The sequence below is a fragment of the Pseudomonas sp. SDT291_1_S447 genome (genome assembly GCF_054070155.1).
Genome location: NZ_JBSVXS010000031.1, coordinates 43,270 through 55,600 on the forward strand (window position 1 = coordinate 43,270; position 12,331 = coordinate 55,600).

At 60.4% G+C, this 12,331-nt stretch carries 14 protein-coding genes; 10 read left to right on the forward strand and 4 right to left on the reverse strand.

Annotated elements, in window-relative coordinates; translation table 11 throughout:
• The first annotated feature begins 63 nt into the window (after nt 1-63).
• Complete coding sequence (gene argH, locus ACW9IR_RS13025) at nt 64-1,458, forward strand: argininosuccinate lyase (protein WP_007911110.1); 1,395 nt, start codon at nt 64-66, stop codon at nt 1,456-1,458.
• Nucleotides 1,459-1,584: 126 nt separating this feature from the next.
• Here argH and ACW9IR_RS13030 read toward each other — a convergent pair whose 3' ends face one another.
• The gene (locus ACW9IR_RS13030) at nt 1,585-2,244 is read right to left on the reverse strand and encodes a glutathione S-transferase family protein (protein WP_110718096.1); all 660 of its coding nucleotides are present in this window, start codon (nt 2,242-2,244) and stop codon (nt 1,585-1,587) included.
• A 123-nt stretch (nt 2,245-2,367) separates the two neighbouring features.
• Between ACW9IR_RS13030 and ACW9IR_RS13035 the strand changes: the two genes are divergently transcribed.
• The 3 genes from ACW9IR_RS13035 (at nt 2,368) to ACW9IR_RS13045 (ending at nt 6,191) form a co-directional block, all read left to right on the forward strand.
• A complete protein-coding gene (locus tag ACW9IR_RS13035; protein ID WP_095119838.1) occupies nt 2,368-2,658 on the forward strand; it encodes a hypothetical protein in 291 nt (96 codons plus the stop codon).
• A 260-nt stretch (nt 2,659-2,918) separates the two neighbouring features.
• The gene (locus ACW9IR_RS13040) at nt 2,919-3,164 is read left to right on the forward strand and encodes a TIGR02647 family protein (protein WP_003229392.1); all 246 of its coding nucleotides are present in this window, start codon (nt 2,919-2,921) and stop codon (nt 3,162-3,164) included.
• 183 nt (nt 3,165-3,347) lie between these two features.
• On the forward strand, nt 3,348-6,191 hold the full coding sequence (locus ACW9IR_RS13045) for a class I adenylate cyclase (RefSeq protein ID WP_457463541.1): 2,844 nt from the start codon (nt 3,348-3,350) through the stop codon (nt 6,189-6,191).
• A 6-nt stretch (nt 6,192-6,197) separates the two neighbouring features.
• Here the strand turns inward: ACW9IR_RS13045 and rnk are convergent, their stop codons facing one another.
• From rnk to cyaY, 3 genes are all read right to left on the reverse strand, one after another.
• Nucleotides 6,198-6,617 (reverse strand): nucleoside diphosphate kinase regulator, encoded by a 420-nt coding sequence (gene rnk / locus ACW9IR_RS13050; RefSeq protein WP_016985881.1) that lies wholly within the window; start codon nt 6,615-6,617, stop codon nt 6,198-6,200.
• Nucleotides 6,618-6,764: 147 nt separating this feature from the next.
• Nucleotides 6,765-6,986, reverse strand: a complete 222-nt coding sequence (locus ACW9IR_RS13055) for a DUF1289 domain-containing protein (protein ID WP_095119836.1) — start codon at nt 6,984-6,986, stop codon at nt 6,765-6,767.
• A gap of 4 nt (nt 6,987-6,990) precedes the next feature.
• The gene (cyaY, locus tag ACW9IR_RS13060) at nt 6,991-7,323 is read right to left on the reverse strand and encodes an iron donor protein CyaY (protein ID WP_047596732.1); all 333 of its coding nucleotides are present in this window, start codon (nt 7,321-7,323) and stop codon (nt 6,991-6,993) included.
• A 328-nt stretch (nt 7,324-7,651) separates the two neighbouring features.
• Between cyaY and lptM the strand changes: the two genes are divergently transcribed.
• From lptM to ACW9IR_RS13090, 6 genes are read left to right on the forward strand one after another with little or no spacing between them, the layout of a single operon-like run.
• Nucleotides 7,652-7,825: an LPS translocon maturation chaperone LptM gene (lptM, locus tag ACW9IR_RS13065; protein WP_042561715.1), complete on the forward strand. Its 174-nt coding sequence runs from the start codon at nt 7,652-7,654 to the stop codon at nt 7,823-7,825.
• Between the two features lie 9 nt (nt 7,826-7,834).
• Nucleotides 7,835-9,082, forward strand: coding sequence for a diaminopimelate decarboxylase (lysA, locus tag ACW9IR_RS13070; protein WP_064389521.1), 1,248 nt, complete (start codon nt 7,835-7,837; stop codon nt 9,080-9,082).
• A 3-nt stretch (nt 9,083-9,085) separates the two neighbouring features.
• Complete coding sequence (gene dapF, locus ACW9IR_RS13075; RefSeq protein ID WP_110718098.1) at nt 9,086-9,916, forward strand: diaminopimelate epimerase; 831 nt, start codon at nt 9,086-9,088, stop codon at nt 9,914-9,916.
• Nucleotides 9,917-9,929: 13 nt separating this feature from the next.
• Entirely contained in the window at nt 9,930-10,655 is a 726-nt protein-coding gene (locus ACW9IR_RS13080) for a DUF484 family protein (protein WP_102901433.1), read from the forward strand.
• A gap of 2 nt (nt 10,656-10,657) precedes the next feature.
• Nucleotides 10,658-11,557, forward strand: coding sequence for a tyrosine recombinase XerC (gene xerC, locus ACW9IR_RS13085; protein WP_007950060.1), 900 nt, complete (start codon nt 10,658-10,660; stop codon nt 11,555-11,557).
• Nucleotides 11,554-12,261, forward strand: a complete 708-nt coding sequence (locus ACW9IR_RS13090; protein ID WP_457463546.1) for an HAD family hydrolase — start codon at nt 11,554-11,556, stop codon at nt 12,259-12,261. The genes xerC and ACW9IR_RS13090 overlap by 4 nt, the downstream gene beginning before the upstream one ends.
• The last annotated feature ends 70 nt before the right edge of the window (nt 12,262-12,331 follow it).

Genomic DNA, 12,331 nt, shown 5'->3' on the forward strand with positions numbered 1-12,331 from the left:
ACCCTGTTATTATCCGCGCCAGCGTTTCACGCCTTTTTTCTTCAAGCCGATACGAGCGAATTCATGAGCACTGACAAGACCAATCAGTCCTGGGGCGGCCGCTTCAGTGAACCCGTCGACGCCTTCGTCGCCCGCTTCACCGCCTCCGTCACTTTCGACCAGCGCCTGTATCGCCACGACATCATGGGTTCGATCGCCCACGCCACCATGCTGGCCAAGGTCGGCGTGCTGACCGATGCCGAGCGCGACAGCATCATCGATGGCCTGAAGACCATTCAGGGCGAAATCGAGGCCGGCCAGTTCGACTGGCGCATCGACCTCGAAGACGTGCACATGAACATCGAAGCACGCCTGACCGACCGCATCGGCGTCACCGGCAAAAAGCTGCACACCGGGCGCAGCCGCAACGACCAGGTCGCCACCGACATCCGCCTGTGGCTGCGTGACGAAATCGACCTGATCCTCGCTGAAATCACCCGCCTGCAAAAAGGCCTGCTGGAACAAGCCGAGCGCGAAGCCGCGAGCATCATGCCGGGTTTCACCCACCTGCAGACCGCGCAGCCAGTGACTTTCGGTCATCACATGCTGGCCTGGTTCGAAATGCTCAGCCGCGACTACGAGCGTCTGGTCGACTGCCGCAAGCGCACCAACCGCATGCCGCTGGGCAGCGCTGCGCTGGCTGGCACCACCTACCCGATCGACCGCGAATACACCGCGCAGCTGCTGGGTTTCGACGCCGTCGGCGGCAACTCGCTGGATAACGTGTCCGATCGTGACTTCGCCATCGAATTCTGCTCGGCCGCGAGCATCGCGATGATGCACTTGTCGCGTTTCTCCGAAGAGCTGGTGCTGTGGACCAGCGCGCAGTTCCAGTTCATCGATCTGCCGGATCGTTTCTGCACCGGCAGCTCGATCATGCCGCAAAAGAAAAACCCCGACGTGCCAGAGCTGGTGCGTGGCAAGACCGGCCGCGTGTTCGGCGCACTAATGGGCCTGCTGACCTTGATGAAGGGCCAACCGCTGGCCTACAACAAGGACAATCAGGAAGACAAAGAGCCACTGTTCGACGCCGCCGACACTTTGCGCGACTCGTTGCGCGCCTTCGCTGACATGATCCCGGCGATCAAGCCGAAGCACGCGATCATGCGTGAAGCGGCGCTGCGTGGTTTCTCCACCGCGACCGATCTGGCGGATTATCTGGTGCGTCGTGGTCTGCCATTCCGTGATTGCCACGAGATCGTTGGTCACGCCGTGAAATACGGTGTCGACACTGGCAAGGATCTGGCCGAGATGAGCCTGGAAGAACTGCGCCAGTTCAGCGATCAGATCGAGCAGGATGTGTTTGCCGTGCTGACCCTGGAAGGCTCGGTGAATGCCCGTGACCATATCGGCGGCACTGCGCCGGCGCAGGTCAAGGCAGCGGTGGTTCGCGGCCAGGCGCTGATCGCCAGCCGCTAAAAGCCAAAAGCTTCGCGAGCAGGCTCGCTCCCACAGGTTTTGCGTCGGACACGTAATCGTGTTTCAGCACATCACTCTGTGGGAGCGAGCCTGCTCGCGAATGCGAGCTTCAGAACAGCAAAAAAATCACTTCTTGGCAGCGATCATCGCCAAAAACGCCGGCATCGCCGCATCCTTGTCCGCTGCAATCTTCTGCACATGCGGATTCTGTTCAAGCCGCTCCAGCAACGCCTTCGCCTGTGGCATCTCAGCCAGCAAATCAATCCCGAACAGCTTCTGCCCGACCGCACAGGCCAGCGGCACGCTGTAAAGGAAGTACAAATCGGCAATGCTCAAACTGTCGCCCGCCACGTACGGGGCGAATTTGCCATGCCGGCCTAGCGCCGCAAAACCCAGCTGCAATTCAGTCTTGGTCTTTTCCTTGATCGCCTCCGGCAGGGTCATGCCAAAGAACGCCTCGCCGTAACAAGCGCGTCCCGGCAACTCGATGTACAGCTCGATTTCCTTGGCAATTGCCAGCACCTGCGCGCGCTCGAACGGATCGCTCGGCAGCAGCGGCGTGCCCTTCTGGGTCTGTTCGAGGTATTCGAGAATGATCGCGGTCTCGTTAATGAAACCGGCGTCCACGCCCAGCACCGGCACCTTTCCGCGCGGGCTGATGGCCAGTGATTCCGGGGTCTGCGCCGGGTAGAACGTGACCTCCTCGAACGGCAGGCCTTTTTCCAGCAGCGCCAGTTTGACCATGTTGTAGTAGTTGCTGACTGAGAATCCGTAAAGCTTGAACATCAAATAGCCTCCAGGCCGTGCGGGGTGGGCAGTGCCTGTTTATAGATCGCGCAGGCGAATCGCGCCAGCAGCATCACGCCGCTGAATGCGGGTAAACTGGCGCCTTTCCTTGAGGAGCCTGCCATGAGCGAGCCGACAGACATCGACAACGACAATGACGAAGAAGAGTTCGCCGAGGCTACGTTGATCGAAGCCATCGAGAACCAGATCGAAAGCGACAACCCGCCAGCGGCCAAAGCGACTTTCAACAAGCTGACACTGGTCGGAACTGAGCGTGAAGAAATCCTCAACCTGATGGCGCATGTGCTGGCCTATGAGATTGACGCGATGCTCGATGAAGACCGCGCGTTCAATACCGAATGGTACGAAGCGGCGTTGCGTGCATTGCCAGAGTTGCCACCCGAAAAGCAGTAACAACACATTCCCACCTGTGGGAGCGAGCTTGCTCGCGAAGGCGTTTTATCAGTCAACTTATTTGGTGAATGACACACCGCTTTCGCGAGCAGGCTCGCTCCCACACAATTTGTCACCCATCCATCCAGCCAACTCCCCGGCCGCGACTACACTGGAACCCGCCTCAAGACAAAATCCCTGATCTGAGCACTGGACATGCCGCAAAAGCGGGTTCACCTTAGGGACGCTGTCGTCCAATTCCTAGAAAGTCTGGAGTCCTTATGTCGCTTACCCCTGAGTTGGTTGCCGAACTGGAAGTCCTCGCACTCTTCAACCTGGACAGTTCCCAGGAAGGTCTGAAAATTCATCAGACCGCTGCCCCGAAACACATTGCTGCCGCCAAACGCCTCTTCGAAAAAGAACTCACCGATCAGCCCGATGGCGGGTATCTGACCAGCCTCGGTCGCGACGCCGCACAGAATGTGCAAACCGTGCTGACCATTCTGAGAGAGCAAGAAACCGCCTGATTCCCCCTGACTTCGCCCACGGGAACTCCTGCCACGGGATTTCCGCGGGCCTGCCCGGCCTCCCGCGATATAAATCTGACGTCAAAAAACAAATTCAGCTTAAAAGTCCCGCTGCGCTAAGGCTAAACTGCCTGACATTCCGAGACCCTCTACGTCCGAGCCTGCGAGCCGGTTTGAGCTGACATGACGCGCACCCACGAAATCCGACCCGACCTGGACGAAGGCATCGACCGCAAGGTCCTCAGCCAGCTACGCGCGCGCTTTCTCAAACTCAATGAAGGCCGCCTGGGCCGCGCCCTGGAAGGTTTGTCGACGCGCCAACAGAGCGTGTTGACGCTGTTGCCGCTGTTCTTCCACGTCAACCATCCCCTGCTGCCGGGTTATGTTTCGGGCAGTACGCCGGCCGGTCTGTCGAATTACGAGCCGGACACCAATACGCTTGCCGAAGCGCAACGCCTGACCCGTTCGTTCTCCTACAAGCCGCGCCACGGCAGCAACCCGCCACGACCGATCCACGGCCTGTTCCTGATGGGCAGCCTTGGCACGCTGGCACAGGCCGATCAGAGCGACATGGACGTGTGGGTCTGCCACGCGCCTGACTTGAGCGAAAGTGAACTCAGTGAGCTGAGCAAGAAATGTCAGTTGCTCGAAACCTGGGCTGCGAGCCAAGGCGCCGAAGCGCATTTTTTCCTGATCGACCCGGAGCGCTTCGTCAAAGGCGAACGCGACACCCAGCTCAGCTCGGAAAACTGCGGCAGCACTCAGCACTATCTGTTGCTGGACGAGTTTTACCGCACCGCAATCTGGCTGGCCGGGCGCACGCCGATCTGGTGGCTGGTGCCGGTTTACGAAGAAACCGCCTACGACCTCTACACCCACACCCTGCTGTCCAAGCGTTTCATCCGCGCCGACGAAACCCTCGACCTTGGTCATCTGGCGAGAATCCCGCCAGGCGAGTTCATCGGCGCCGGATTGTGGCAGTTGTTCAAAGGCATCGAGTCACCGTACAAATCGGTGCTCAAACTGCTGCTGACCGAGGTCTACGCCAGCGAACACCCGCAGGTGCAGTGCCTGAGCCTGCGCTTCAAAAAAGCCGTGTTCGCCAACCAACTGGATCTGGATGAACTGGACCCGTACATGGTCGTGTACCGGCGTATCGAGGAATACCTCACCGCGCGCAACGAGCCGGAGCGGCTGGAACTGGTGCGCCGCGCGCTGTACCTGAAGATCAACCGCAAGCTCACCGGCAACAGCCGCACCCAGAGCTGGCAACGCACGTTGCTGGAACGGCTTGCCAGCGAGTGGCATTGGGATCAGCGACAACTGACCCTGCTCGACAGCCGCAGTCAGTGGAAAGTCCGCCAGGTCAGCGCCGAACGCCGCGCGCTGGTCAATGAGCTGAACTACAGCTATCGCTTCCTGACCCAATTCGCCCGCACCGAGCAGACCGTCAGCCTGATCAACAAGCGCGACCTCAATGTGCTCGGCCGTCGGCTCTACGCAGCCTTCGAGCGCAAGGCCGACAAGGTCGAGTTCATCAACCCCGGCATCGCCCCGGATCTGGCCGAAGACACCCTGACGCTGGTGCAGTCGCGTAACAAAAAGGAACCGGGGCAAACCCAGTGGGGCCTGTACAACGGCAGCCTGACCGCATTGGAGTGGGAACACTTCGCGCCAATCAAGCGCAGCCGCGAGTTACTGGAGCTGTTGACCTGGTGCCACCGCAACGGTGTGATCGACAGCAGCACTCGCCTGGCTTTGCATCCCGGCACCAGCGACCTGAGCGAATTTGAGCTGTTCAACCTGCTCGGCAGCCTGCAACAGTGCATCGCCCTGCCCCTGCCTACAGTGGCTGAAGAGCCATTGCTGCGCGCCGCGGTGCCGAGCGAAGTGCTGATTCTGGTCAACGTAGGGATTGACCCGCTAAAACATCACCGCGACCTCAATATCCTGATGACCACCGAGCGTACCGACTCGCTGAGTTACGCCGGCGTGCGCGAAAACCTCGTGTTGACCCTCGATCAAGTCACGCTCAACAGCTGGAACGAAGTGCTGGTCAACCGCTTCGATGGCCCGCACGCCCTGCTCGATTGCCTGCGCGATTACCTCAACAACCTGCCACGCGGGGCTTTGCAGCCGTCGTTGAAGGTGCGCTGCTTCTGCCACAACCGTGCACAGTTCATCGCCCGTCGCGTCGAGGAAATCATCGACACCGCACAGAATCTGTTGCTCAGCGAGTTGAATCATCGCTACCTGATTCAAGTGCAGCAGCACTATCACGTGCTGGAGTTGGTGCCGGGCCAGGTCAACCATATCGCCCTCGCCACCCTGCCCGCCCTGCTCGATTACCTCGGTGAAGAACAGCCGCGCTACAGTCCGCTGCACCTGGATCCGATGGCGCTGGAAGATCACGACCTCGCGCTGATCCTGCCGATGGGCCAGCCGGAATGTATTCAAGTGTTCTACCGGATCACCGAACAGCAGGCCGAGTTGTACGTATTGGATGAGTTCAATGCGCTGTGGCAGCAACATTTGCCCTATCACGACGAGCAGAGTCTGTTGGTGCCGTTGCAGCGTTTCCTGCAATCGATCTTGTTCCGCCGCGAAGCCGTGCTACCGATGGACGCCGGCCCGGATAGCCGCCTTGAAACTTTGTATTACCAGTTATTGCCTTCCGGCCCGGGGCGCGCACGACGGGTCGAAACACGGCCGGCACCGCAGACGCCAGTGAACAAGCCGTTCTACGACGTGCAGGCGATCGTCGGCAAAGCCGCACCGGGCGAAGTGCAGGTCACTTTGTATTGCAATCAACGGGAATTCAGCGAGCTGGAACATGGCGACCAGCTGTTCAGCGTGGTCGCCCGGGAGATTGTCGAACAGCGCCGCGACAGCGAACGCTATCGCTGCTACATCACCGACCTCGACCTTTCGGGCCTGCTCGGTGACGGGCAGAGTTCAAGCAATCTGTATCTGCGCTACAAGGCTGACCTGGAGCGCGCCCTGAACGAGGCACTCGAACAGGTCTGAGGCGGGTTACTCGGGAAAAGCGCCACCGTTGGCCGGTTGCGATTCGACTTCCAGCAAAGTCAGTTTGAGGGTCTTGCCACCGGGTGCCGGCCAGTCGATGTGCTGACCGACTTTCAAGCCCAGCAACGCGCTGCCGACCGGGGCCAGGATCGAGATCTTGCCTTCATCGGCGTTGGCATCCTTCGGATAGACCAGCGTCAGGTGGTAATCCTTGCCACTGCCTTCTTCGCGGCAATGCACACGGGAATTCATCGTCACGACATCGGCGGGCACTTCATCGTGGCCGACCACGGTGTCGGCGCGGTCCAGTTCGGTTTGCAGCGCAATCACGCCCGGCGCAGCCTGGTCTTTATCGTTCAGGCTATCGATCAGGCGTTCCAGACGTTGCACGTCCAGACGGGTAAGGGTGATGGAAGGTGCGGTCATGATCCGGGCAGACTCCTTTCTTCTGCACACAAAAAAAGCAAAACCCCGCCAAAAAAGACGGGGTTTTCACCAGGCCTCGATGGGTTGAGGCGTGTTCGGACACTATCACAGCTCAAAAAATATACAAGTCACCCACCCGGCCGGCCCCTACATTGAGGAATTGCGGCGGTCTGCGGCTTGGGCGCAGATGACCCGGCGGCGTTGATCGTCCGCCGAGCGCCATTCGCGAATGTCTTCGACATGGCGGAAGCAGCCGAGGCAGACCTTTTGCTCGTCCAGTCGGCATACACCGCTGCACGGCGAAGGCACTGCCGCGCTGACATTGCTGTAAAGCGGCTTCGGCGGACGAGCGGGAGCAGTATCAGTCACGGAATCACAGACCTTCGAAGTCGAATTCAACGCCGGCCTGCTGCTTGACGATGCGCTCGAGCATTTCGCCCAATTGCTCTTCGCTCTTGTCGCACATCCAGCGCTCGCTTTCTTCGTCGTAGTCGAAGTGGAAACCACCGGACACCGCCGCCAGCCACAGCTGACGCAGCGGCTCCTGGCGGCTGAAGATCAGCTGCGAGCCGTTTTCGAACTTGACGGTCAGCACACCGGCCGAGCTCTCCAGGTCGATATCCAGATCACTTTCGTCAAAGATGTCTTCCAGTTTTTCCTGGGTTTCATCGACCAGATCGTGAAAACGGGCTTCGGACAAACTCATTGCGGCAACCTCAAAAAATGTCTGATCAGGCACAAGCGCCGAAAGATACGGACGCTGCCGGCCGATTGCAAAGATTAACGACCAAGCACCCTGCCCCACTCCTGACACCAAACCCTTGTAGGAGTGAGCCTGCTCGCGATAGCGGTGTGTCAGTCAGCATATAGGTATCTGACACTCCGCTATCACGAGGAGGCTCACTCCTACAGGAGATTGCGGCGGTTCGAGCAGCTTTAGGCAAGCCCCGCCGGACGGGAACCCCCTCGCATAGGCAAGCCGCCGGGTGGCCGGTATACTCCGGCGCAATTAACGCATTTTCAAGGATTTCGCCATGAAGCGCCTGATCTCTTCCCTTGCTGCGCTCGTCGCGGTTGCCTGCCTTGTTTCGGCCTGCGGTCAAAAAGGCCCGCTGTACCTGCCCGATGATGATCAGGACCCGGCCGAGCAAGCCCAGTCTTCGCAAAAGCAGCCTGCTTCGAAAGCACACAAGCACGACGTTTACTAAGGGATCGCCATGGACGCTTTTAACTACCGTGGCGGGGAGCTGTTCGCGGAAGGCGTGGCGCTGTCAGCCATCGCCGACCGTTTCGGCACGCCCACTTATGTTTATTCGCGCGCGCACATCGAAGCCCAGTATCTGGCCTACGCCGATGCGCTTGCCGGCATGCCACATCTGGTTTGCTTCGCGGTCAAAGCCAACTCCAACCTCGGCGTGCTGAATGTCCTGGCCCGTCTCGGTGCCGGTTTCGACATCGTTTCCCGTGGTGAGCTGGAACGCGTTCTCGCCGCTGGCGGCAGTGCTGACAAGATCGTCTTCTCCGGTGTCGGCAAGACCCGTGACGACATGCGTCGCGCACTGGAAGTCGGCGTGCACTGCTTCAACGTCGAATCCACCGATGAGCTCGAGCGCCTGCAAGTGGTTGCCGCCGAACTGGGCGTTCGCGCACCGGTGTCGCTGCGGGTGAACCCGGACGTCGATGCCGGCACCCACCCGTACATTTCCACCGGTCTCAAAGAGAACAAGTTCGGCATCGCCATCGCCGACGCCGAAGACGTGTACGTGCGCGCCGCGCATCTGCCGAACCTCGAAGTGGTCGGCGTCGACTGCCACATCGGTTCGCAACTGACCACGCTGCCACCGTTCCTTGATGCCCTTGATCGTCTGCTGGATCTGGTCGATCGCCTCGGCGACTGCGGCATTCACCTGCGCCACATCGATCTTGGTGGTGGTTTGGGCGTGCGTTATCGCGATGAAGAGCCGCCATTGGCTGCCGACTACATCAAAGCCGTGCGCGAGCGTCTCAACGGTCGTGATCTGGCGCTGGTGTTCGAGCCGGGCCGTTTCATCGTTGCCAACGCCGGCGTGCTGCTGACGCAGGTCGAGTACCTCAAGCACACCGAACACAAAGATTTCGCCATCGTCGACGCGGCAATGAACGACCTGATTCGCCCGGCGCTGTATCAAGCGTGGATGGACGTTACCGCGGTCAAACCGCGTGACACCGCTGCGCGCAAATACGACATCGTCGGCCCGATCTGCGAAACCGGCGACTTCCTCGCCAAGGATCGCGAACTGGCCCTGGCCGAAGGCGATCTGCTGGCCGTGCATTCGGCCGGTGCCTACGGTTTTGTAATGAGTTCGAACTACAACACCCGTGGCCGTGCGGCCGAAGTGCTGGTAGACGGTGACCAGGTTTTTGAAGTGCGCCGCCGCGAAACCGTGGCTGAGCTGTTTGCCGGCGAAAGCCTGCTGCCGGAGTAACCCATGCTGCTGCGTTTTACTAAAATGCACGGCTTGGGCAATGACTTCATGGTTCTCGACCTGGTCAGCCAGCACGCGCATATTCAGCCAAAGCACGCCAAGCAATGGGGCGACCGCCACACCGGTATCGGTTTCGACCAGTTGCTGATCGTCGAGGCGCCGAGCAACCCGGACGTGGATTTCCGTTACCGGATCTTCAATTCCGATGGCTCGGAAGTCGAGCAGTGCGGCAACGGTGCGCGCTGTTTTGCGCGCTTCGTGCTCGACAAGCGTCTGACCGCCAAACGGCAGATTCGCGTCGAGACCAAGGGCGGCATCATTGAACTGGACGTGCGTAACGACGGCCAGATCGGCGTGAACATGGGCGCCCCGCGTCTGGTGCCGGCGGACATTCCGTTCGACGCGCCGGCTCAGGCCAGCAGCTATCAGCTGGAAGTCGACGGCACCACGGTCGAACTGGCCGCCGTGTCGATGGGCAACCCGCATGCGGTATTGCGCGTGCAGGACATCAACAGTGCGCCAGTGCATGAACTGGGGCCGAAAATCGAACACCATCCGCGCTTCCCCGCGCGAGTGAACGTCGGTTTTCTCCAGGTCATCGACCGCAACCGTGCGCAATTGCGCGTGTGGGAACGCGGTGCCGGGGAAACCCAGGCCTGCGGTACCGGCGCGTGTGCAGCGGCTGTCGCTGCGATCAGCCAGGGGTGGATGGATTCGCCGCTATTGATCGATCTGCCCGGCGGGCGTCTGTCCATTGAATGGGCAGGCCCTGGCCAACCGGTACTGATGACCGGTCCGGCAGTGCGTGTATACGAAGGACAAGTGCGTCTTTGAGTGAGCAGAAACCATGACCGATAAGCCTCAGGTACCCGCCCGACAGTCCGACGAATCAGCGTCCGAGAGCCTCGAGGCGGCAGCGGTTGCCGCATACCTCGAGGCGCATCCGGACTTCTTCGTCGAGCACGAAGAACTGCTGCCCGCCTTGCGCATTCCTCACCAGCGCGGTGACACCGTTTCGCTGGTCGAGCGGCAGATGACTATCCTGCGCGACCGCAACATCGAGATGCGTCACCGCCTCTCGCATTTGATGGACGTCGCCCGCGACAACGATCGCCTGTTCGACAAGACCCGTCGTTTGATCCTGTCCCTGATGGACGCCAGCAGCCTGGAAGACGTGGTGATCAGCGTCGAAGACAGTCTGCGTCAGGATTTTCAGGTGCCTTTTGTCAGCCTGATCCTGCTCGGTGACAACCCGGCACCGGTCGGTCGCTGGGTTACCCACGCTGACGCCCAAGTCGCCATCGGCGGCTTGCTCACCGAAGGCAAAAGCGTCAGCGGCAGCCTGCGCGAGCATGAACTGGACTTCCTCTTCGGCGAAGAACAGCGCAAGCAAATCGGCTCTACCGCCGTGGTCGCGGTCAGCCACCAAGGCATCCACGGCATTCTGGCGATCGCCAGCCGTGACCCGCAGCACTACAAGAGTTCGGTAGGTACGCTGTTCCTCAGCTACATCGCCGAAGTCATGGGCCGCGTGCTGCCACGGGTCAACAGCTCCCTGCGCTCGGTACGCTGAACATGGAACGGCAACTGGACGCTTACTGCGAACACCTGCGCAGTGAGCGACAGGTGTCGCCGCACACGCTGTCCGCCTACCGCCGCGACCTCGACAAAGTCCTCGGCTGGTGCGTGAAACAGAACATCGGCAGCTGGGCCGCGCTGGATATTCAACGCCTGCGCAGCCTGATCGCCCGTTTGCATGCGCAGGGACAATCCTCGCGCAGCCTCGCGCGGCTGCTGTCGGCGGTGCGTGGGCTCTATCACTACCTCAACCGCGAAGGCCTTTGCGACCACGATCCGGCGACCGGTCTGGCGCCGCCGAAAGGCGAACGCCGTCTGCCGAAAACCCTCGACACCGACCGCGCGCTGCAACTGCTTGAAGGTGCGGTCGAGGATGATTTTCTTGCGCGTCGGGATCAGGCGATTCTTGAGTTGTTCTACTCCTCCGGCCTGCGTCTTTCCGAGTTGACCGGGCTCAACCTCGATCAACTCGACCTCGCCGATGGCATGGTTCAGGTGCTCGGCAAGGGCAGCAAAACCCGTTTGCTGCCGGTGGGTAAAAAGGCCCGCGAAGCACTGGAGCAATGGCTGCCGTTGCGGGCCATGACCAACCCGGCGGACGATGCCGTGTTCGTCAGCCAGCAAGGCCGACGCCTTGGCCCGCGAGCGATTCAGGTGCGGGTCAAACTGGCCGGCGAACGTGAGCTGGGGCAGAACCTGCACCCGCACATGCTCAGGCATTCCTTCGCCAGCCATCTGCTCGAATCCTCGCAGGATCTGCGCGCGGTGCAAGAATTGCTCGGCCACTCCGATATCAAGACCACGCAGATTTATACCCATCTGGACTTCCAGCACCTGGCGGCGGTCTACGACAGCGCCCATCCACGGGCCAAACGCATGAAAGGCGACGATTCATGAGCATCCAGTTGATCACCTTCGACCTCGACGACACCCTGTGGGACACCGCCCCGGTGATCGTCAGTGCCGAGGCGATATTGCGCGAATGGCTGAGCGAACATGCGCCGAATCTGGGCGCGGTGCCGGTCGAACATTTGTGGTCGATCCGTGAGCGGGTATTGGCTAATGAACCGGGACTCAAGCACCGGATCAGCGCTCTACGTCGGCGGGTGTTGTTTCATGCGATGGAGGACGCCGGCTACGCCCATGGTGAAGCAACCGACCTGGCAGACAAGGGCTTTGAAGTGTTTCTGCATGCGCGGCATCAGATCGAAGTGTTCCCTGAAGTCGAGCCAGTGCTGGAGATTCTCGCCAATCACTATGCGCTTGGCGTGGTCACCAATGGCAACGCCGATGTGCGCCGGTTGGGGTTGGCGGATTACTTCAAGTTCGCGCTGTGCGCCGAAGATATCGGCATCGCCAAACCGGATGCCCGGTTGTTTCATGAAGCGTTGCAGCGCGGTGGCGCTACTGCGGAAACCGCCGTGCACATAGGTGATCATCCGGGGGATGACATTGCCGGGGCGCAGCAAGCCGGGTTGCGGGCGATCTGGTTTAACCCGGCGGGCAAGGTCTGGGAAGCGGACCGTTTGCCGGACGCCGAAATCCGCAGCCTGACCGATTTGCCAGCCGTACTCGCACGCTGGAATGCCACCTCGAACTGACACAGTTCCCTTGTAGGAGTGAGCCTGCTCGCGATAGCGGTGTGTCAATCAACGTAGATGTATCTGACAC